Annotated in this window: 18 protein-coding genes and 1 rRNA gene; 14 read left to right on the top strand and 5 right to left on the bottom strand. The window is 62.9% G+C overall.

All coding sequences use genetic code 11. The features are described from left to right. A complete protein-coding gene (gene pheT, locus BLU67_RS07720; RefSeq protein ID WP_092564647.1) occupies window positions 1-2,535 on the top strand; it encodes a phenylalanine--tRNA ligase subunit beta in 2,535 nt (844 codons plus the stop codon). A gap of 92 nt (window positions 2,536-2,627) precedes the next feature. Beyond that, the gene (locus BLU67_RS07715; protein WP_092564645.1) at window positions 2,628-5,036 is read left to right on the top strand and encodes a DUF262 domain-containing protein; all 2,409 of its coding nucleotides are present in this window, start codon (window positions 2,628-2,630) and stop codon (window positions 5,034-5,036) included. Here the strand turns inward: BLU67_RS07715 and BLU67_RS07710 are convergent. Then, window positions 5,033-5,851: an aldo/keto reductase gene (locus BLU67_RS07710; RefSeq protein ID WP_092564643.1), complete on the bottom strand. Its 819-nt coding sequence runs from the start codon at window positions 5,849-5,851 to the stop codon at window positions 5,033-5,035. The genes BLU67_RS07715 and BLU67_RS07710 overlap by 4 nt on opposite strands. A 138-nt stretch (window positions 5,852-5,989) precedes the next feature. On the opposite strand from BLU67_RS07710, the gene BLU67_RS07705 reads away from it, so the two are divergent. The 10 genes from BLU67_RS07705 to BLU67_RS07665 all read left to right on the top strand — a co-directional run bounded on the left by BLU67_RS07705 (window position 5,990) and on the right by BLU67_RS07665 (window position 15,449). Then, window positions 5,990-6,496, top strand: coding sequence for a flavodoxin domain-containing protein (locus tag BLU67_RS07705; RefSeq protein ID WP_092564641.1), 507 nt, complete (start codon window positions 5,990-5,992; stop codon window positions 6,494-6,496). Between the two features lie 303 nt (window positions 6,497-6,799). Next, the gene (locus tag BLU67_RS12570; protein WP_261977069.1) at window positions 6,800-6,934 is read left to right on the top strand and encodes a hypothetical protein; all 135 of its coding nucleotides are present in this window, start codon (window positions 6,800-6,802) and stop codon (window positions 6,932-6,934) included. A 133-nt stretch (window positions 6,935-7,067) separates the two neighbouring features. Next, a complete protein-coding gene (argC, locus tag BLU67_RS07700; RefSeq protein WP_222842426.1) occupies window positions 7,068-8,117 on the top strand; it encodes an N-acetyl-gamma-glutamyl-phosphate reductase in 1,050 nt (349 codons plus the stop codon). Continuing rightward, entirely contained in the window at window positions 8,114-9,277 is a 1,164-nt protein-coding gene (gene argJ / locus BLU67_RS07695; RefSeq protein ID WP_092564637.1) for a bifunctional glutamate N-acetyltransferase/amino-acid acetyltransferase ArgJ, read from the top strand. The genes argC and argJ overlap by 4 nt, the downstream gene beginning before the upstream one ends. 9 nt (window positions 9,278-9,286) lie before the next feature. Further along, the gene (gene argB / locus BLU67_RS07690) at window positions 9,287-10,189 is read left to right on the top strand and encodes an acetylglutamate kinase (protein ID WP_092564635.1); all 903 of its coding nucleotides are present in this window, start codon (window positions 9,287-9,289) and stop codon (window positions 10,187-10,189) included. After that, window positions 10,186-11,340, top strand: coding sequence for an acetylornithine transaminase (locus BLU67_RS07685; protein WP_092564633.1), 1,155 nt, complete (start codon window positions 10,186-10,188; stop codon window positions 11,338-11,340). Before argB ends, BLU67_RS07685 begins: the two co-directional genes overlap by 4 nt. Before the next feature lie 53 nt (window positions 11,341-11,393). Continuing rightward, entirely contained in the window at window positions 11,394-12,647 is a 1,254-nt protein-coding gene (locus BLU67_RS07680; RefSeq protein WP_315971782.1) for an argininosuccinate synthase, read from the top strand. A 9-nt stretch (window positions 12,648-12,656) separates the two neighbouring features. Further along, window positions 12,657-13,157 (top strand): arginine repressor, encoded by a 501-nt coding sequence (locus tag BLU67_RS07675; protein WP_092564631.1) that lies wholly within the window; start codon window positions 12,657-12,659, stop codon window positions 13,155-13,157. Window positions 13,158-13,167: 10 nt separating this feature from the next. After that, window positions 13,168-14,559, top strand: coding sequence for an argininosuccinate lyase (argH, locus tag BLU67_RS07670; RefSeq protein ID WP_092564629.1), 1,392 nt, complete (start codon window positions 13,168-13,170; stop codon window positions 14,557-14,559). A gap of 59 nt (window positions 14,560-14,618) precedes the next feature. Then, window positions 14,619-15,449, top strand: a complete 831-nt coding sequence (locus tag BLU67_RS07665; RefSeq protein ID WP_092564627.1) for a hypothetical protein — start codon at window positions 14,619-14,621, stop codon at window positions 15,447-15,449. A 56-nt stretch (window positions 15,450-15,505) separates the two neighbouring features. Here BLU67_RS07665 and BLU67_RS07660 read toward each other — a convergent pair whose 3' ends face one another. From BLU67_RS07660 to BLU67_RS07645, 4 genes are all read right to left on the bottom strand, one after another. Then, a complete protein-coding gene (locus BLU67_RS07660) occupies window positions 15,506-16,312 on the bottom strand; it encodes a DUF4097 family beta strand repeat-containing protein (protein WP_092564625.1) in 807 nt (268 codons plus the stop codon). Between the two features lie 14 nt (window positions 16,313-16,326). Continuing rightward, on the bottom strand, window positions 16,327-16,809 hold the full coding sequence (locus BLU67_RS07655) for an Arc family DNA-binding protein (RefSeq protein ID WP_092564623.1): 483 nt from the start codon (window positions 16,807-16,809) through the stop codon (window positions 16,327-16,329). Window positions 16,810-16,836: 27 nt separating this feature from the next. Beyond that, window positions 16,837-17,502: an NAD-binding protein gene (locus BLU67_RS07650; protein ID WP_092564621.1), complete on the bottom strand. Its 666-nt coding sequence runs from the start codon at window positions 17,500-17,502 to the stop codon at window positions 16,837-16,839. Window positions 17,503-17,582: 80 nt separating this feature from the next. Continuing rightward, window positions 17,583-17,981 (bottom strand): cation:proton antiporter domain-containing protein, encoded by a 399-nt coding sequence (locus BLU67_RS07645; RefSeq protein WP_092564619.1) that lies wholly within the window; start codon window positions 17,979-17,981, stop codon window positions 17,583-17,585. Window positions 17,982-18,352: 371 nt separating this feature from the next. Between BLU67_RS07645 and tyrS the strand changes: the two genes are divergently transcribed. After that, window positions 18,353-19,618 carry a tyrosine--tRNA ligase gene (gene tyrS, locus BLU67_RS07635; protein ID WP_092564615.1) on the top strand — a complete coding sequence of 422 codons (1,266 nt, stop codon included), beginning with the start codon at window positions 18,353-18,355 and terminating at the stop codon, window positions 19,616-19,618. Between the two features lie 536 nt (window positions 19,619-20,154). Continuing rightward, window positions 20,155-21,677 (top strand): 16S ribosomal RNA (locus BLU67_RS07630). Window positions 21,678-21,948 lie beyond the last annotated feature (271 nt).

Below are 21,948 nucleotides of genomic sequence, written 5' to 3'. Positions count from 1 at the left end.
ATGCCATACGTACCCATTGATTGGCTTCGCGAGCACGTTGATGTTCCCGCAGGAACGACGGCCGAGGAACTCGCTGCCGCACTCGTTGCCGTAGGTCTCGAGGAAGAGGAAATTCATCCTCCGTCAGTTTCGGGCCCGCTCGTTGTCGGCAAGGTCCTGACCTGCGAGAAGGAAACCCACAAGAACGGCAAGACCGTTAACTACTGCCGCGTGGATGTTGGCGAGCACAATGTCGCTCCAGGGACCGGCAAGGAGCCGAGCGAGCTCGAGAGCCGCGGCATCATCTGCGGTGCCCACAACTTCGGCGTTGGCGACTACGTCGTCGTCTCGCTTCCGGGGACGACACTTCCGGGAGGATTCGAGATCGGCGCCCGCAAGACCTATGGGCACTGGTCCGATGGCATGATCTGCTCCGATAAGGAGCTCGGCCTCGGTGACGACCACGATGGCATCATCGTTCTCAACGAGCGTTTCGAGGATATTCCGGAGCCCGGCACATCGGCCCTCGAACTGCTCGGGCTTGGCGGAGAACTCCTCGAGATTAACGTGACCCCGGACCGCGGGTACTGCTTCTCGATGCGCGGTGTCGCTCGCGAGTACGGTCACTCGACGGGAGCCACCTTCAACGATCCGGCTCTCGGCGTCGACGTTCCCGAGGCCACGGCAGACGGGTACGAAGTCCGCATAGAGGATGCCGCACCGATTCACGGCAGTGTTGGCTGCGATCGCTTCGTTACCCGCATCGTGCGGGGCGTGGATCCAACCAAACCGAGCCCGAAGTGGATGAAGGATCGACTGACAGCGGCCGGCATGCGTCCGATCAGCCTGGCAGTCGACATCACCAACTACGTCATGCTCGATCTGGGCCAGCCACTGCACGCCTATGACCTGGACAAGATGAACGGCCCCATCGTCGTGCGGCGAGCGAAAGCAGGGGAGTCCTTCGAGACCCTCGATGACATCACGCGCAAGCTCGACCCCGAGGATCTCCTCATCACCGACTCTGAGGGCGCACGGGTACTGGGCCTTGCCGGCGTGATGGGTGGAGCGGATACCGAGGTAAGCGAGTCCACCACGGACCTGCTGATCGAAGCTGCCCACTTCGACCAGGTTTCGGTCGCGCGTACCGCCCGCCGCCACAAGATCCCGAGTGAAGCTGCTAAGCGATTTGAACGCGGTGTCGACCCGGAGCTCCCGCCCGTTGCGGCACAGCGTGTGGTCGATCTCCTCGTCGAATTTGGCGGCGGGACCGCTGATCCTGCCGTAGGCGACGTCAATAATACGACCGCTCCCGAGCCGATCAGCTTTGATCCGGCTCAGGTCGCCGGGCTCGCGGGACTCGATCTCTCTGATGACCGCATTGCCGAGGTTCTCGAAGCCATCGGTTGCACCGTCGAGCGAGGAGATCGCTGGCAGGTTACCCCTGCTACGTGGCGACCGGACCTTTCCGGCGGCGCGGATCTGGTGGAAGAAGTAGCCCGCATTGTCGGCTATGACAAGATCCCATCGATTGTTCCCACTGCTCCGGTTGGCTCTGGCCTCACCGCAGACCAGTCCCGGCGTCGCGCGATCGCCCGTTCGCTAGCCGAGCATGGCCTCCTCGAGGTGCTGTCCTTCCCGTTCACGGGAGCGGATCGGCTAGGCATTGCTGAGGGAGACTCGCGTTTCAAGCGTCTGAAGCTCGCCAATCCGCTTGCCGATGATGCCCCATACTTGCGGTCTAATCTGCTCTCGACCCTGCTGGACACAGCTGTGCGGAACGTGTCGCGGGGACTCGAGCGCGTCGCGATCATGGAGCTTGGCACTGTCGTCTTGCCGAAGGAATTGAAGGAAACTCCGCTTCCTGCGGTCGGCGCGCGTCCAAGCGATGCCGACCTGGAGGCGATCGCTGCTGTCGTTCCGGATCAGCCGTGGCATGTGGCAGGCGTGCTTTCCGGGCCGGTTTCAGAAGGCGCAGCCCTTGGATCGTCGCGCTCCTACGACTGGGCGGATGCCATTGAGTTCACCACCATCGTCGGAGACACGGTCGGTGTGCCGTTGACCCCGGTGAAGACGGAGTATGTCCCGTTCCATCCAGGTAGGTGCGCCGAGCTCAGGGCGGGTGACATCGTCGTGGGTCACGCGGGCGAACTCCACCCTGATGTATGCGCCGAGCTCGGGCTGCCTGCCCGCACATGTGCGTTCGAGATCGACATTGATGCACTCCTGGCACAGATCCCAGATGGTGCTCACCTTGTATCCCACGTCTCGACCTTCCCACCCGCGAAGGAGGACTTCGCGTTTGTCGTGAAAGACTCCGTCACCGCCGCTGAGGTTGAGCAGGTGGTGCGCCAGGCGGCGAAGGAACTGACCGAACAGGTCCGCACGTTCGACATCTACCGTGGTGCCGGAATCCCCGAGGGCCACTACTCGATTGCGGTGGCCCTTCGAATCCGTGCCCAGGATCGAACCCTGACTGCAGAGGACATCAACCAGGTGCGCAATCGTGTCATCAAGTCGGCCAAGGCCCGGATTGGGGCTGAGCTGCGCTCCTGACCGGGTGCCAACTTAGCGAGGTCCCCTCAGTTCGACACGGTGTCTGACTGAGGGGACTTTGCGCATCTCTTATATGGCCTAGCCTTGAAGGCATGCGTGGACAAGTCAGCCCGATCCTCTCGGCGTACGGAAATGTTGATCGCGATCTCATCATCCCGGTGTATCAGCGGAATTATGACTGGCGAATCAAGCAGTGTGAGCAGCTTCTGGTGGACTTAGAACACCTCATTCTGACCGATCAGCCGAAACACTTCTTTGGTGCTCTTGTCGGAAAGCCGGATGACAGTTTCACCTGGGTGGTCATCGATGGACAGCAGCGGCTCACCACGGTGAGCCTCCTGATGCTCGCGATTGTCCATACCATTCGCGACAGTGGTGAGGGCGATAGCGGCCTCGCGCGACGGATTCAGCGCAACTATCTCCTCTCCGGTGACTCAACTGATAACCCGCGCTTCCGGCTGAAACCCGTTAAACACGACGCGGAGGCGTACCGGCGGCTGTACGGTCCAGAAGATGAGTTCATCGAGACGTCGAACCTCACGGCGAATTACCGATACTTCATGAAGCGGATTCCCGAGCTGGAGGTTACCCCTCAACAGTTGTGGGGAGGAATTGAACGCCTAGAAGTGATGATCCTCGATCTTGAGGCACACGACGACGCCCAACGCATTTTTGAATCGCTGAACTCGACAGGACTGGCGTTGAGTGAAGCTGACAAAGTCCGCAACTTTGTTCTCATGGGTCTACCCGTCCACGAGCAGACAGTTGTCTACGAAGATTATTGGAATCGCATCGAACAGAACGTCGAGTACGACACCACTGCCTTCTTACGCTGGTATCTGACAGCCAAGACCACGCGGATTCCTACGATCAGCGCCGTGTATGACGAGTTCAAACGGTACGCGCGCGACCAAGGTGCAGTTGGTCGTGAGTTGCTAGCGCCAATCCGCGAATACGCCGATATCTATCGTCAGATTCGCAGAGCCGACACCGCTAGTGACGCCGTCAACCACAGACTGCAGCGGTATAACATCCTCCGAGCTGAAGTTGTTCTCCCGTTCCTCCTGCCGACGTTCTCAGATTGGCGTCATGGAAGAATCAGTGAGCACGATGTTGTTGAGAGCTTGCGAATTATTGAGTCATACCTCTTCCGACGGTGGGCTTGTTCCATCCCTACGCACGCGCTCAACAAGATTTTTGCAACCGCCTATCGAGAGCTCACGCGACTCAAGGGCGACTCGGACTCGTTCGTGGACGTCCTTGCATATCTCCTTCGCCGCCGCACGAGAACAGGAACGTTCCCTGCGGATGCGGCATTCACCGAAGCGCTACGGACGCGTGACTTCTATAAGACCAAGCGGGAATGGCGCAATTACCTCTTTGAGTGTCTAGAGAACCTGAACTCCCGGGATTCTCGCGACATCGTCAAGCGACTCGAAGATGGCGAACTTTCTGTCGAGCACATCATGCCGCAGACTCTCACGGACAGCTGGCGGCGAGATCTCGGAGCAGAGGCCGATGTCATCCACGAGAACTGGCTGCATCGTCTAGGCAATCTCACCGTCACTGGTTACAACTCGAAGTACTCAAACGTCTCGTTCAAAAAGAAGCAATCGATCGAGAACGGGTTCTTGGACTCTCCATACCGGCTCAATCGGGAGTTGAAGACGGCTGAAGTTTGGGACCTCGACGCCATGGAGGCGAGGACCGATCGGTTGGTCAACGACGCATTAAAGTACTGGCGCTACCCCGAAACCTCCTTCGAGCCTCCTGCCCCACAGCTGCCAGTAGAGACGCTGGGAGGAGATACGAACTTCACCAACCGAGTCATCGTGGCGTTCGAGTTCAACGAGGTTCAGGGTACGGTCGCTTCTTGGACTGAATTCGCGCAGGTCCTAATGAAGGAACTACTGCGTATCGATCGAGAACGTGTGCTCGCTTTCGCGCAGAAATTCGTTGAATTCCATGTGGGTAGCGAACCAAATATGGGGCGTAAGCTGACAAAGATCGACAACGGTTTTTACTGGAACCTCCAGACCTCGACGAGGGAAAAGGTCCTCACTTTGCGTCGCCTATTCGAGTACCTAGACCTCGATGCCGAGGATGTTTTGGTTACTCTCCGGCCAACTGAGAGTGAGAACGCCAGCGAACGGCAGGAAGAAGAAGCTAAATCTACCTACGCCTTACTCATCAAGTTCAAGGAACGCCTCGAAACCCGTCGCGGTGCATCCGAGATCGACGAGGAAGCACAGCAAATCCTCGCGGAGTTTACCGGCGAGGTGATGAAGTTTGGCATTGAGGATCCGATGGGAGTCCTCGGATCGACTCCGATGGAGTTCGCGGGCGATCCCGAGCGAGTGACGGCGGCCTCTGAGCAGGAACTGCTAGCGCTCATCTCGGGCGTAGTCGCACTGGACAAGGTTTTCCCGGGCTCGCTTTGGCGTCAGGTCGCCAATGGAAACCTGGTCGACTGGCTCGGACGGTTGGCCGAGAAATCCTAGATCGTCTCGAGCGGGCCCGATCGCTCCGGGGCCGGGAAGGCGTCCTCCAGGGCGGCTAGGACATCATCGGTGAGCTCGAGATCGAGCGCAGAGACGTTCTCCTGCATACGCTCGGGCGAGCGTGTCTTTGGGATCGCGATGGTCGAGCAGTCGCGCATGACCCACGCCAGGGCGAGAACGGCGGAAGAGAGCCCGGCTTCGGAAGCGATGGCGGCGAGCCGCTCGCCGCGCTCGCCGTCAAAGAGCCGCCCTTGCTCGATGGGGGAGTAGGCCATCGCGGGCATGCCAAGCATCCGCATGAGTGGGAAGAGATCGACCTCGGGGCCGCGGCGAGTCAGGTTGTAGAGCACCTGGTTGGTGGCGCAGTCTCCCGAGATCGTCTGGAGCTCGTGAAGGTCGTCGGGATCGAAGTTCGACACACCCCAGGACCGGATTAGGCCCTCGGAGACGGCCTCGTCGAAAGCGGCAACGGTCTCCGCAAGCGGCACGGCACCGCGCCAATGCAGGAGGTAGCAGTCGAGGTAGTCGGTTCCGAGTCGCTCGAGTGATGCTCGCAGCGATCGCCGTACCCCATCGTGGCTGGCATTCTCGGGGAGCACCTTGCTCACGAGGAAGACCTCATCGCGGCGACCCGCAATAGCCTCGCCTACGAGTTCTTCGCTGCGGCCATCGCCATACATTTCGGCGGTATCGATCAGGCGCAGTCCGGCATCGAGGCCGGAGCGAATTGCGGCGATTTCATCGTCTCGCTTGCTGGCGTCATCGCCCATCATCCAGGTGCCGATACCGAGCCGGGGAACGTCGTTGAACCTCATACCTCGACCGTACGCTACTGGCCGCGCGCTGTGACGTACGTCTGGTGGTGGCGGCGGAGACTGCACGCGGTTGGGGACTGAACTAAGCTAAGGACGTAGGTCACCGATTCGTCACCAACAGCAAGGGACACTGGAGTCATGAAGGTACTCGTAGTCATCGCATCCCAGCACGGCGCCACCGCAGAAATTGGCGACGCCATCGTCGAAGAGCTGCGCGCTGCGGGCCACGAATCTCGCCGGGTAGCACCCGGGGATGTTCGCGACCTCGAAGGCATCGACGCAGTTGTTCTCGGCTCTGCCGTCTATATGACTCAGTGGATGGAATCCGCGCGCAATTTCGTGCAGCGCTTCCGTTCCGAGCTGCGTGACATCCCGCTGTGGACCTTCTCCTGTGGCCTGGCCGGCGTCCCCAAGGGCAACGTGCAGGATCCGCGCCGCGTCGGACCGGTCCTGCTGTCTATCAACCCGATCGACCACGAAGTCTTCAAGGGCCGCCTCGACCTTGGCGGACTCTCCCTGCGCGAGCGCACGGTCGCTCGCCTCGGTAATGCCCCCGAGGGCGACTACCGCGAGTGGGACAAGATCAAGGAGTGGGCGCAGGAAATCGGTAGCCAGCTCTCCGAGCAGGAAAAGCTCCAGCAGTAGCCTGCCGTGCCGAGATGGCCAGTGTCTACGGCGCACAGCGTCCTCGCTGAAGTCCCGCGCGACCGTTTTCATCGTTGCTCTGTTCATTACGCTCGTCGCCGTGGCGGCCTCGTTTCCGGCGCGCGAGAAACCGCGTTGTGGCTCGCGATCATCCCGTCGGCGCTCGCCGCGTGCGCGTTTTGGCTCGGCCTGTACTACCTGTGACGGCTGCGCATTCAGTTCACACCCGAGGAGATTCGCCTCACCGTCCCCTTCCGCGGCGTACAGACAATCCGCCGGAAGGACATCGACCTCATCACGGCGGTGTCCAACAAGGGGTACACGTACTACCGGCTGGACCTGAAGGACGGGACGACGGTGAACATCAGCCCCGTGCTTTTCCGGATCGATTCGCCATGGGATCACTACCTGCGCACCTTCGCTCGCGCGGAGATGTAATGCGGACCCACGCGCGCTAGCTTCACTACGTCGAGGGATGATCCGCCCCTCGAGCTTCGCCTAATCCGGACATCGTCCCACAATTCGGTACGAGCACCTGGAAGAATTTACAGCTCGACGTATGGTTATGCACATGACTCTTCACGTCGCAGTCGTTGGAGCCTCCGGTGCTGCCGGGGGAGAGGCGCTACGCCTGCTTTCTGCCAACGAGAACCTGGACATCACCCACCTCATGGCGCACTCCTCCGCGGGTAGCCGCCTGGGCGAACATCATCCCCACCTGCGAGCACTTGCCGACCGAGTCATCGAAAAAACCGACGTCGCCAAGCTCGCCGACGTCGATGTAGCGATCCTCGCCCTGCCGCACGGCGCCTCCGGTGAGATCGCTGCCCAGCTGCCCGAGACCGTCCGCGTCTTTGACGCCGGGGCCGACCACCGGCTGGCGAGCGCCGAGGACTGGCAGACCTACTACGGCTCCGAGCACTCCGGCACCTGGCCCTACGGCCTGCCCGAGCTGCTGCACGCCGGTGAGAAGACCGCTGCCAAGCAGCGCGAGATCCTCGCGAGTGCCACGCGCGTGGCCGTTCCCGGCTGCAACGTCACCGCCGTGACCCTCGCGACCCAGCCCGGAGCGCTGCTGCAGGACAAGGTCGACTTCTCCGAGCTGGTCGCGACCCTCGCCGTCGGCTACTCCGGTGCAGGCAAAGCCCTCAAACCCCACCTCATGGCGCTCGCCGCCCAGTCCAACGCGGCGCCCTATGCCGTCGGCGGCAGCCACCGGCACATCCCCGAGATTGAGCAGAACCTGCGCACCGCGGGCGTTGAGGACCCCACGGTCGCCTTCACCCCGATCCTCGTCCCGATGAACCGCGGCATCCTCGCCTCCGTGACGCTGCCGACCACGGCCTCGGCCGCCGAGCTGCGCGAAGTCTGGGAGGCCGTCTACGCCGATGAGCCGTTTGTCCACGTCCTGCCGGAGGGGATCTGGCCCACGACCCAGGCCGTGCAGGGCTCGAATATCGCGACCGTGCAGGTCACCAAGGACGAGCACTCCGGCCACCTCATCGCGATGTGCGCGATAGACAACCTCGTGAAGGGCACGGCCGGCGGCCTCATCCAGTCCATGAACATCGCCCTCGGCCTGCCCGAAACGAGCGGCCTGCCGACGGAGGGAACACCATGAGCGTCACGAGTGCCAAGGGCTTTACCGCGTCCGGGGTCAAAGCCGGGATCAAGGACTCCGGGGCGCTCGACCTCGCCCTCGTCGTTAACGACGGGCCCGAGGTTACTGCTGCGGCCGTCACGACGCCGAACCGGTTTGCCGCCGCGCCCGTCTACGTCACGCGCGAGGTGGCCGCGACGGGCCGCGCGAAGGCCGTCGTGCTGAACTCCGGTGGGGCGAACGCCTGCACGGGGGAGCAGGGCATGGCCGATGCGCGCCACATGGCGGCGCTTGTTGCCCAGGAGCTCGGCTGCGAGGCTGGCGAGGTCATGGTCTGCTCGACCGGGCTCATCGGCGCCTTCCTGCCGATGGACGCCGTCGCCTCCGGCATTCACGCCGCTGCTGGATCGCTTTCGGGCACCGGCGGCGAGGATGCCTCCCGCGCGATCATGACAACTGACACCGTGCCGAAAAACGCTGCGGTGAGCACCCCTGCGGGCTATACCGTCGGCGGCATGGCCAAGGGCGCGGGCATGCTGAACCCCGCCATGGCGACGATGCTGAGCGTCATCACGACCGACGCCGTCGTCGCCGGGGAGGACGCGCAGGCGGCGCTTGCCGCCGCGGTCGATGTCTCCTTTAACCGGATGGACTCCGATGGCTGCCAGTCGACCAACGACACGGTCATCCTGCTCGCCTCGGGCGCCTCGGGCGTGGTGGCGAGTCGCGAGGACCTGACCGCGGCGCTCACCGAGGTGTGTACCTCGCTGACGAAGCAGATGCTCGCCGATGCGGAGGGCGCCTCGCACACCATCGCCGTGACCGTCACCTCTGCGGTGAGCGAGGCGGCCGCCGAGGCCGCGGCGCGACGGGTGACGAGCTCGAACCTGTTCAAGGCCGCGATCTTCGGCGGCGATCCCAACTGGGGCCGCATCCTCGCCGCGATCGGCACGCTCAGCGAGGCCGAATGCCCCTATGACCGTGACGAGGTCACGGTCGCGATGAACGGGCAGCCGATCTTTGCGACCGGGGCCCCGCAGGCCGGGGCACGCGAGGTCGACCTATCGGCCCACGACGTTGATGTCACGATCGACCTGGCGGCCGGCAGCGCCCGCGCCACCGTCTGGACCAATGACCTGACGCACGACTACGTCGAAGAAAACAGCGCCTACTCGTCGTAGGGGAGAGCCATGACCAATCCACTAGACAACCTCACCGCCGTCGATAAATCCGAGGTGCTGCTCGAAGCCCTGCCGTGGCTGCAGGAGTTCGAGGGCGAGATCGTCGTCGTGAAATACGGCGGCCACGCCATGACCGACGAACACCTCAAGGCCGCCTTCGCCAAGGACGTCACCTTCCTGCGCCAGGTGGGCCTGAAACCCGTCGTCGTGCACGGCGGCGGCCCCCAGATCAACGCGATGCTCGCGCGGCTCGGCATTGACTCGGAGTTCAAAAAGGGCCTGCGCGTCACCACGCCCGAGGTGATGGAGGTCGTGCGGATGGTGCTCACGGGCGTCGTCCAGCGCGAGATCGTCTCCCTCATCAACGCCGACCGCCCCTACGCCGTGGGCCTATCCGGGGAGGACGCCACCTTCCTCACCGCCGAGGTCCACCACCCCGTCATCGACGGCACGAACGTAGACATCGGCCTCGTCGGCGACGTCGTGAAGGTCGCGCCCGGCGCCGTCAAGGACATCATCAACGCGGGCCGCATCCCCGTCATCTCCTCCGTTGCGCCCAGCCGCGACGGCCAGTTGCTCAACGTCAACGCCGATACCGCGGCCGCGGCCATTGCGGGCGCGCTCGGGGCGCGTAAGCTCGTGGTCCTCACCGACGTTGAGGGCGTTTACCGTGATTTCCCCGACAAGACGAGCATCATCCCGCACATGAGCCTCGCGGAGCTCAACGAGCTGCTGCCGACCATGAGTGAGGGCATGATCCCCAAGCTGCAGGCCTGCCTGGCCGCGATCGAGGCGGGCGTGAAGGAAGCTCACATCGTCGATGGCCGCAAGGCGCACTCCCTGCTGCTGGAGATCTTCACCGACGTGGGCGTGGGCACCCGCATCGATTCGCCACTAAAGGAGGGCGCGTGACCTGGCAGGAGGACTACACCGAGGCCTTCCAGCAGGTCTTTGGCACCCCGCTGCTCAACCTCGTATCCGGCGAGGGCCTCATCGTGCGCGATGACGCCGGAAAGGACTACCTCGACCTACTCGGCGGGATCGCCGTGACGTGCCTCGGGCAGAACCACCCCGCGATCACCGGCGCGGTGACGCGCCAGCTGCAGACGCTCGGGCACACGTCCAACTTCTTCACCACCCCGCCGCAGCTCGCGCTTGCCGCGAAGCTGCGCACCTACCTGCCGGGCGCCAAGGTGTTCTTCGCCAACTCCGGCGCCGAAGCCAACGAGGCCGCCCTCAAGCTCGCGCGCAAGCACCGCGCCGGAGGCGGCTTCGTCGCGCTTGACGGCTCCTTCCACGGGCGCACCATGGCGACGCTGTCGGTGACGTCCAAAGCCGCCTACCGCGAGCCGTTCGCGCCGCTGATCGAGCCCGTCACCTTCGTGCCGCCCGAGGATATCGACGCCCTCGCCACGGCCGTCACCGAGTCGACCGCGGCCCTCATCCTCGAGCCGATCCAGGGCGAGCGCGGCGTCGTCGCGCTCAGCAACGACTACCTGCGCGCCGCGCGCGAGATCACCGCCGCTGCGGGCGCGCTGCTCATCGTCGACGAGATCCAATCCGGCACCGGGCGCACCGGCTCCTTCTTCGCCCACAGCGCCGCCGGCATCACGCCCGACGTCGTCACTCTCGCCAAATCCCTCGGCGGCGGCATCCCCATCGGCGCGATGCTCGCCGTGGGCGAGGCGGGCGACCTATTCGCCGCGGGCGACCACGGCACCACCTTCGGCGGCAACCCCATCGCGTGCGCCGCCGCCCTTGCCGTCATCGAGACGATCGAGGAGCAGGACCTCATGGCCCGCTGCGCCGAGGTCGGCGCTCGCTGGGCGGCCGAACTCGCCGCAATCGAGGGCGTCGCTGAGGTCCGCGGCGCGGGCCTGCTGCTCGGCGTCGCGGTCGCCGATGCGCCCGCCCTGCAGCGCGAGCTGATGGAGGCCGGCTTCATCACGAACGCGCCCAATACCGAGACGCTCCGCCTCGCGCCCTCCTACCTCATCAGCGATGAGCAGCGCGCCGCCTTCACCTCGGCGCTGCGGGCGGCCCTGGCGCGACGACGACGATAGGGCACCTCGCCCCGTCCTCGTCCCCGCACCTGCCACCCGAAAGACTCTCCGCCATGACTATCCCCACCTCCGCCCTGTCCGCAATGTCCGATTATTCCTCCGACGATAAGCCGATCGTCCTGGCCTACTCCGGGGGCCTCGATACCTCCGTCGCCATCGGCTGGATTAAGAAAGCCACCGGCCGCGACGTCGTCTGCGTCGCCGTCGACGTCGGCCAGGGCGGCGAAGACCTCTCCGTCATCCGCCAGCGGGCCCTTGACTGCGGGGCCAGCGCCGCCTATATCGCCGACGCGCGCGATGAGTTCGCCGAGGACTACTGCATGCCGGCGCTCGCCGCCAACGCCATGTACCAGGGCGCCTACCCGCTCGTCTCGGCGCTGTCCCGCCCCGTCATCGTCCGCCACCTCGTCGCCGCCGCCCGCGAATTCGGCGCCACGACCGTCGCCCACGGCTGCACCGGCAAGGGCAACGACCAGGTGCGCTTCGAGGTCGGCATCACCTCGCTCGCCCCCGAACTCACATGCTTGTCCCCGGTGCGCGATCTCGCCCTGACCCGCGAGCGCGCGATCGAGTACGCCGAAGAGCACAAGCTGCCGATCGAAACGACGAAGAACAACCCCTTCTCGATCGACCAAAACGTCTGGGGCCGCGCGATCGAAACCGGCTACCTGGAAGACCCCTGGAACGAGCCCACCAAGGACATCTACTCCTACACCGATGACCCGGCCTTCCCGCCCGTCGCCGACGAAGTGACGATCGCCTTCGAGCGCGGCGTGCCCGTCGCGATCGACGGCCAGGCCGTCACTCCGCTTGAAGCGATCCAGCAGCTGAACAAGCGCGCGGGCGCGCAGGGCATCGGCCGGATCGACATCATCGAGGACCGCCTCGTCGGCATCAAATCGCGCGAAGTCTACGAAGCCCCCGGCGCCAGCGCGCTCATCACCGCCCACCGCGAGCTCGAACGCCTCACCCTGGAGCGCGAGCAGGCACGCTTCAAACCGACGATCGAAAACCGCTGGACCGATCTCGTCTACGACGGCCAGTGGTTCAGCCCCTTAAAGGGCAGCCTCGATGCCTTCATCGCCGACACCCAGTTCTACGTCTCCGGCGAGATCCGCCTGCAGCTGCACGGCGGCCGCGCCACCGTCACCGGCCGGCGCTCGCAGACCTCGCTATACGATTTCAACCTCGCCACCTACGACGAGGGCGATACCTTCGACCAGTCCAACTCGCGAGGCTTCATCGAGATCGTGGGCCTGTCCACCAAGCTCGCCGCCCGCCGCGACGCGGCCTACGACCGCCTGTAAGGAGGCGCCGTGTCCGTCCCATCCGTACCCGCCACCAAAGTCGCGCGCCAGGCGGCCGTCGTGCGGATCCTGCGCGAGCAGGACGTGCGCAGCCAGGCAGAACTCGCCGAGCGCCTCGCCCGCCGCGGCATCTCCGCCACTCAGGCGACGCTCAGCCGTGACTTGGTGGAGCTCGGCGCGCAGAAACTGCGCCGGCCCGACGGCACCTTCACCTACGACGTCCCCACCGACGTCCCCATCCCGCCCGAGACCTCGACGGCGATCGTGCGCCTAGCGCGCCTGGCCGCCGAGCTCGTCGTCGCCGCCGATCACAGCGCGAACCTCCTCGTGCTGCACACCCCGCCCGGCGCCGCGCAGTACCTCGGCTCCGCGCTCGACGCCGCCCTCGGCGCGAAAGCGCTCGGCACCGTCGCGGGCGATGACACGACCCTGACCGTCATGCGCTCATCCGACATGGCGGCCGATATCTGCGCCCGTATCCTCGCGGGCCTGCCCCCGCTCGACGATTAGGAGCCCTGCCATGGATAAGCCCACGAGCCTGTGGGGCGGCCGCTTCAGCTCCGGCCCCGCCCCCGAGCTGGTGCGCCTGTCGGATTCCACGCACTTCGACTGGCGCCTCGCCCCCTACGACATCGCCGGCTCCAAGGCGCACGCCCGAGCCCTGCTCACCGCCGGCCACCTGAGCCAGGGCGAATATGAGCAGATGATCGCGGGACTCGATGCCCTCGCCGCCGACGTCGCCTACGGCGCCGCCCAGCCGATCGCTGGCGACGAGGACGTCCACACCGCCCTAGAGCGCCTCTTGATCGAGCGCGTCGGCGCGGAGCTTGGCGGCAAACTGCGCGCGGGCCGCAGCCGCAACGACCAGATCGCAACCCTCATCCGCGCCTACCTGCGCGAGCAGGCAGCAACCCTCGCGGCCCAGGTGCGTGACCTCATCGCCGCGCTGATCGACCAGGCCGAGCGCGCCGGCACCGCCATCATGCCTGGGCGCACCCACCTGCAGCACGCCCAACCGGTACTGCTCGCCCACCACCTCGCCGCCCACGCATGGCCGCTCGTGCGCGATCTGTCGCGCCTTACGCAGTGGGACGAGCGTGCCGCCCGCAGCCCCTACGGCGCCGGCGCGCTCGCCGGCTCCAGCCTGGGCCTCGATCCGCGCCAGGTCGCCACCGACCTCGGCTTTGCCGCGCCCGAGCCCAACTCGATCGACGCCACCGCCGCGCGCGACGTCATCGCCGAATTCTCCTTCATCTGCGCCCTCATCGGCGTGAACCTCTCGCGCCTAGCCGAAGAGGTCATCATCTGGAACACCGCCGAATTCGGCTTCATCACGCTGCACGACGGCTACTCCACGGGCTCATCAATCATGCCGCAGAAGAAAAACCCGGACATCGCCGAACTCGCCCGCGGCAAAGCCGGCCGCCTCATCGGCAACCACACCGGCCTGCTCGCCACCCTGAAGGCCCTGCCGCTTGCCTACAACCGTGACCTGCAAGAGGACAAGGAACCCGTCTTCGACGCCGTCGACCAGCTCACGACGCTGCTGCCCGCGTTCACCGGCATGATCGCCACCCTCACGTTCGACACCGAGCGCATGGCACACCTCGCCCCGCGCGGCTTCGCCCTCGCCACCGACATCGCCGAGTGGCTCGTGCGCACGGGCGTCCCGTTCCGCGACGCCCACGAGATCGCCGGCACGTGCGTGAAGGTCTGCGAAGCCCAGCACAAGGAACTGTGGGAGCTTACCGACGACGAACTCACGAGCATATCGCCGCACCTGAACGCGGGCGTTCGCGAGGTCCTCTCAGCCGAGGGGAGCGTCGCTGCCCGCAGCGGCTACGGCGGTACCGCGCCCGAGCGCGTAGCCGAGCAGCTCGCCGAGCTTAGAGAGTTTGTGGACGCTACGTAGAATAGCGATCTGCAAGTGTGTCAATAAATTAGATTATCGGACATGAAATTGGACTCCATGTGATGGCGCTCAACGGGATAGAGCTGATTGCCATTGCGACGTCGATGGTGTCCGTCTTGGCGACTGTTCTCTCGGTACTGTCTCAATACGCGAAGAAATATCGCGCAACTAGTTCTTTGAGCTGGTTGGATAAAACGGGTAGACACTATTGGGAACGACAAAATTCCGAAACTTTTGGTGAGATTCGGCGCAAACACTTGTCTTATCTCGCAAGCATCGAGATCGTTCCAACCAAGAAGTTTGTCAGCTTCCCTCTGTTTTTCTTGGTTTGGCCGCTGTTATTCTTGCTGCTGACTCATTTTACAGATTCTGTTTTAGTGCTGGTAATATACCTTGCAATCGTGTTCGGTGTCTCTGTTATCGTCGTAAATTACTTTATCTACTTCTATTCTCAGCGAGTACTTGTTCGCTGGTGCATATATGCTGGAATTAAGATTCTTCCTGAACCCCGGGAACGAGGGGTGCCGACTGCTATTGTAGGTTTTCCGTGCCATGGACTAATATTCTCGATCGGGTATTTGGCTCTTGGCGTCGTCCTGCCTGCTCTATTCAAGCCAACAGGCGTTTGGGTAGACGGCGTTCTTGGAATTCTCCTGTGTTTTGCTTTGCTTCAATTCCTGAGGGGATACCTATGGGTGATCAGGAAAGATGCGAAAGCACTGGTTCAGTATGCTAAGACGAGAAGTACCACGCTGACTCGCCAGATTGTTTTCGAGCAGAACGTTACGTCGATGCCGTCGTGGTCTACCCCAATATTCGAGTATCCGAAGATTGGGTGGATGCTAAAGAAGGCTCTTTTGGGCTTTCCTTCGACAAAATCGCGTAGCTAATAATGGTAGGGGTCCGCAGCTACTGACAGCTGCGGACCCCTACAGTGTTCGAACGATTACTCCCCGAGACGCGCGTCCGCGCGCTCGAGCTTGATCGACCCGAGATCGGTGCGCGCCTTGATGCGAGCGACCGGAGCACCGGGCGTGGGCTCGGCGGCTTCCTTAAGGTCGGTGCGTACGGAACCAGCGGTCGCGTGGCAGTCAGCGTAGACCGAGATGCCGCGCGCGACGGCAATGCGGATGGAGCCGAGGCTCGCCTTCGCGTCAATATCGGAGGCGCCCGCATACTTCACGCGGATGGAGCCGGCATCGGCGTTAGCGGTCAGCGAGTTCAGGACCTCACCGACACTGATGCGGCCAGCGCTCGTCTTCAGCACGCCATCGCGCAGGTTCTTGATGACGATCTGGCCAGCGTCGCACTTGGCGTCGACGCTTTCGACCTTGCCGACCTTGAGGTTTCCGGCGTCGCCGTGGAACTTTATGCGCGAGGCTTCTTCGATGTTGACGCTGCCAGCATTGGTCTTGACGTCGGCGCCTTCGAGGCGGCCGTGCGTCTTGACGGATCCAACGTCCAGCGTCGCGTCGAGCGAGCTGCCCGCGGGCACCGTGACCTCGACGGTCGACTTGAAGTCGCGCGGCACTCCGCGCCACGAGTTCATCCAGGTGTCGGAGAGCTTCGGAATGTCGACCGTCAGCGTACTGCCATCGAAGTGGGCGGTGGCACCCTCGTGGACCTCGTCCGGCCCTGACAGCGATGCGTGGACGCGATCGCCGATGTTGACCTTCAGGTCGAGGTAACGGGACTCCACGTGGATCGTGACAGGTCCGGTGGGTTCGTGCGAAGAAAAAAGTTCGGTGTACATGTGCGGATTACCTTTCAGGAGTACCAGCCGGACAGTCCGCCGGAGGAAAACGAAGTTTGTGGGGGAGTGGTGCCGGTTGACGGGCGGTGCAGCGCCGTGCGAATTGCGTCGACGATCCAGGTGTTGATCGACTTACCCGACTTCTTGGCTGCGCGTTCGACATCGTCACGCAGGTACATCGGCAGCCGCACGGTCGTGCGGACCGGATTGTCAGCGCCGTCGTCTTCCGGAAGATCGCTCGAGCCGGCCGGCGTCGACTTGGGGATTGCAACGAGCTTCGGTTCGCCATCGACAAGTTGAACGACCACCTGGGCATCAGGCAGCTGCGCGCTGAGATCCGAAGCCAGTTGGTCATAGTGCGAGAGCGTCACCTGGCGAATTGCCGGCTCCGACGTCGCGACGATCGCTTCGGCCAGGTTCCGGGTCTGCTCGTCACCGAGCGAAACCGAACCGAGCAGAGCGGATCTGAGTGCGGACACGTGGTCAGAGATGTTCATGTCGCCAGTATGACACCATCGGTGGTGTCACTGCAATGGCAAAGCGACATCAAGGTGTGTCGACGAGTCTGACGACGCTGGTCTGTGTGGCGTTCGCGCGGGTCCTGGCGAACTTCGATGGAGCGGTCCGCGACCGTCCCCGTGAATTTTCGGCGCTTGATCTCCATGAGCGCGTCGCATGACTCGATCCCAGAAATCGGTATCGGTCGCATCGCCATCGATCGCGTCGATCCCGCGCTTTTCCAACGCCGTAACTCGCGCCGGGTCGTGTTCGACCCCAAGGACGTTCAGCCCGTGTTCGAGCTCAAGCTGCTGGTAGGCAGCACTGCCGACCCGCCCCATCCCGAGCACGAGCGCCGTGGCGTCGCCAAATGGAATCGGCCGGTCGTGGATGTTGAGCTTTTCGGGCGGCCGCGAGGGAAAGCGCGCAGCGAAACTCGACAGGGCGGAGGTATTGCGCGGGTTGAGGATCGCGGCGATAACGAAACTGCCTGCGACAGCGACCGCGAGTTTGACGAGCCATTCGGGCTCGAGCCAGCCATCGGCGACGCCGAGCGCCGCCACGATGAGAGCGAACTCCGAGTAACTCGTCAGCAGCGCACCCGTGAGCAGGCTCGTGCGGTGCCGCATCCCCGACAGCGCCAGCAGCACCCAGTAGCCGGCTCCCTGAATCGGCAAGAGCAGCAGCAACATGAGCCCGCCGATGAGCGTATTGGTCGTCAGCAGCCCCGCGAACCTAATGTTGACGAAGAACGCGACGGGCAGCAGTTCCTTCAGCGTAAAGAGCGCATCGGAGAGCTGGTTAGCCCCGGGGTGGCGATAAAGATCCCGAACAGTGCCTGCATCTCGCCGTGCCCGAGCCGGGTGAAGCGCCGCAAGATGATGACCAGCAGCGGGATGAGGAGCGCGAGCCCGAAGATGAGCGGATTCGGCGCGGTGCCATGCGAGATAGAAATGAAGATGACGGCAAAGATGTCCTGCATGATGAGGACGCCGATCGTGATGCGGCCATACAGCGCCTGCTCGTCGCCGCGGCCCTGCAGAATCTTGACGGCGAACACCGTCGAAGAAAACGACAATGCGAGCGCGAGCAGCGCCATCACTCCCACGCCAGAAACGCTGACGATGCCCCACGTCGCGAGCAGCCGAATGAACCCGGTCCCGACGAACACCGTACCAAGCAGGTGGGCGGTGGCGGTCAGCTAGACCTCCTTACCGAGCAGCGCGCGGATATCGAGCTTCAGACCGATCGCGAAGAGCATGAGCGTCACACCGAGCTCGGCCGTCGAGCCCGGGGAGCTTATCGATCCCGTTGGCGTTCAGTAAGAACCCGGTCGCCAAGAACCCAATGAGGGGCGGCAGCCGCAGCGCGATCGCCGCCAGGCCGCCAGCAAAAACCGCCCCCAAGTAGATCATCACCGCCGTCATGATCGGAGTGCACCCAGGCTCTGCGGCTAAATTCGGACCTCTCGCGCTGGTCCCACCCCGCGCGCGATAGGCTGGGCCCGCAAGCATTCACACCACGACCGTGGAAGGTAACCCGATGAACACTCTCCTCGAAGAGCTTCAGTGGCGCGGCTTCATCGCCCAACACACTGACCTAGATGCGCTCGACGCAGCCCTCGAGGAAGGACCCATCACCTTCTATGCCGGCTATGACCCGACGGCTGCCTCGCTGCATCACGGCCACCTCGTCCAGCTCATGTTGATGAAGCACCTGCAAAATGCGGGCCACAAACCGCTCGCCCTCGTCGGCGGCGCCACCGGCCTCATCGGTGATCCGCGCATGAGCGGGGAGCGCACCCTGAACCCCAGCGACGTCGTCGCCGAGTGGGTGGAAAAGCTCCGCGGCCAGATCTCGCGCTTCCTGTCCTTCGAGGGCGAGAACGCGGCGGTCATGGTGAACAACTACGACTGGACGAAGGACATCTCCGCCATCTCCTTGATGCGCGACCTCGGCAAGCACTTCCGCATGGGCACGATGCTCGCCAAGGAATCGGTCGCCGCGCGGCTGCGCAGCGACGAGGGCCTCTCCTTTACCGAGTTCAGCTACCAGATCCTGCAGGCCAACGACTTCGCCGAGCTCTACCGCCGCTACGGGTGCACCCTGGAAACCGGCGGCAACGACCAGTGGGGCAACATCATCGGCGGCGTCGACTTCGTCCGTAAGTCCCTCGGCGCCACAGTGCACGCCTTTACCACTCCGCTCATCACCAAGGCCGACGGCACGAAGTTCGGAAAGTCGGAGGGCGGCGCCATCTGGCTCGATCCGGAGATGCTCTCGCCCTATGACTTCTTCCAGTTCTGGATCAACGTCGACGACGTCGAAGTTCCCAAGCTGCTCAAGATCTTTACGATGCTGCCGCGCGAAGAGATCGAGCGCGTCATCGCCGAGCACGAAGCGAACCCGCGCGCCCGCCTCGGCCAGCGCACGCTCGCCCGTGAGGTCACGAGCCTCGTTCACGGTGCCGGCGCTGCCGCAGACGTCGAAGCCGCCTCCGGCGCACTCTTCGGCTCGGGCGATCTCGCCACCATTGACGCGCAGACGCTGAAGGACGCAACCGCTCAGCTGCCCAGCGCCGACCTGACCCTGGGGGAGTCCACCATCGTGGACGTCCTCGTGGACTCCGGGCTTGAGAAGGGGCGGAGCGCTGCGCGCCGCACGGTTGCCTCCGGTGGTGCGTACCTGAACAACGTCAAGGTCGAAGACGAAGACGCCGTCATCACCGAGGCGGACCTCCTACCCGGCGAGTGTGTACTCGTGCGCCGTGGGCGGCGAAACCTTGCGGTTGCGCGCCCGAAGGCGTAACACAAACCAGCGAGCGATACGGCGGTGCGATCCGGACCACATTTATGAGTCCAGATCGCACCGCCGTTTCGTTTGCCGCGAGATTCCGGGCGAAATCGGGGGTGGAACAGGCGCTTGCGCAGACTTGACGCACCGCCCCCGGCAGTCATAAGCTCATTGAGCCCGGTTGCGGAACGGAGAGATTCGGAAAGCGAAGGGAGATCCCAAAGCGGCCAACAGGTTGCGGCGCGGATCACACAAATCGAAGTTGACCGAGTCAGACAGACAAGGTAGACTCGATACCCGGCCCAGATGATGGGCCAACGAAATCCCACTTCTTTCAAAGTAGACATGATTGTGTCTGCGGCGGGAGTGTGTGGTGGTTCCTTGATAACTCAACAGTGTGTCATTTTGTATTTTTTGTGATGCCATTTGGCCTGTGCTCGCTTTTTTTGGTGGGTGTGGGTTGTTTTGTTTGGTTGGCTGCCCCTTTTTTTGGGGTGGTTGGCTGGGACATTATTTTTCGTATTTGGCTGATGGTTTTTGCTATTGGTTTTTTTGCGGAGAGTTTGATCCTGGCTCAGGACGAACGCTGGCGGCGTGCTTAACACATGCAAGTCGAACGGGATCCATTTCCGCTTGCGGTTTTGGTGAGAGTGGCGAACGGGTGAGTAACACGTGAGTAACCTGCCCCCTTCTTTGGGATAACTGCCGGAAACGGTGGCTAATACTGGATATTCAGCAATGGTCGCATGGTTGTTGTTGGAAAGGTTTTTCTGGTGGGGGATGGGCTCGCGGCCTATCAGCTTGTTGGTGGGGTGATGGCCTACCAAGGCTTTGACGGGTAGCCGGCCTGAGAGGGTGACCGGCCACACTGGGACTGAGACACGGCCCAGACTCCTACGGGAGGCAGCAGTGGGGAATATTGCACAATGGGGGAAACCCTGATGCAGCGACGCCGCGTGAGGGATGACGGCCTTCGGGTTGTAAACCTCTTTCAGTAGGGAAGAATTTGACGGTACCTGCAGAAGAAGCGCCGGCTAACTACGTGCCAGCAGCCGCGGTAATACGTAGGGCGCAAGCGTTGTCCGGAATTATTGGGCGTAAAGAGCTCGTAGGCGGCTTGTCGCGTCTGCCGTGAAAACCTGCAGCTTAACTGTGGGCTTGCGGTGGGTACGGGCTGGCTTGAGTGCAGTAGGGGAGACTGGAATTCCTGGTGTAGCGGTGGAATGCGCAGATATCAGGAGGAACACCGGTGGCGAAGGCGGGTCTCTGGGCTGTTACTGACGCTGAGGAGCGAAAGCATGGGGAGCGAACAGGATTAGATACCCTGGTAGTCCATGCCGTAAACGTTGGGCACTAGGTGTGGGGACCAGTTCCATGGTTTCTGTGCCGTAGCTAACGCATTAAGTGCCCCGCCTGGGGAGTACGGCCGCAAGGCTAAAACTCAAAGGAATTGACGGGGGCCCGCACAAGCGGCGGAGCATGCGGATTAATTCGATGCAACGCGAAGAACCTTACCAAGGCTTGACATACACCGGAATGCTGCAGAGATGTGGCAGCCTTTGGGCTGGTGTACAGGTGGTGCATGGTTGTCGTCAGCTCGTGTCGTGAGATGTTGGGTTAAGTCCCGCAACGAGCGCAACCCTTGTCTCATGTTGCCAGCACGTGATGGTGGGGACTCATGAGAGACTGCCGGGGTTAACTCGGAGGAAGGTGGGGATGACGTCAAATCATCATGCCCCTTATGTCTTGGGCTTCACGCATGCTACAATGGCCGGTACAGTGGGTTGCGATCTCGTGAGGGTGAGCTAATCCCGTAAAGCCGGTCTCAGTTCGGATTGGGGTCTGCAACTCGACCCCATGAAGTCGGAGTCGCTAGTAATCGCAGATCAGCAACGCTGCGGTGAATACGTTCTCGGGCCTTGTACACACCGCCCGTCACGTCACGAAAGTTGGTAACACCCGAAGCTCACGGCCTAACCTTTTTTGGGGGGAGTGGTCGAAGGTGGGACTGGCGATTGGGACGAAGTCGTAACAAGGTAGCCGTACCGGAAGGTGCGGCTGGATCACCTCCTTTCTAAGGAGACTGTTTGTCTCTAGTGCATCTCTTTTTGTTTTCATGCCTGCTTTGTTTGTGGGTGTGGGGGGTGTGCGGTTTTTTGGATGGAATCATCACGAAAAGGTTTTATACGGAATGGCATGCTGTTGGGTTGTGGGGGAATCGCCTGTGTGGTGGTTTTCTTGTGGCCCTGTCTGCTGGGTGGCTCGTTGTGGGCGGTCTGGTGGGTGTGGGTGGGTTGTTTGAGAACTGTATAGTGGACGCGAGTATCTTTTGGTCTAGTTTGTAA

The sequence above is a fragment of the Bowdeniella nasicola genome (assembly GCF_900107735.1).
GTDB classification, from domain to species: domain Bacteria; phylum Actinomycetota; class Actinomycetes; order Actinomycetales; family Actinomycetaceae; genus Bowdeniella; species Bowdeniella massiliensis.
The sequence above is the reverse complement of the archived record's forward strand: the minus strand, read 5'-3'. Positions and strand labels throughout refer to the sequence as shown.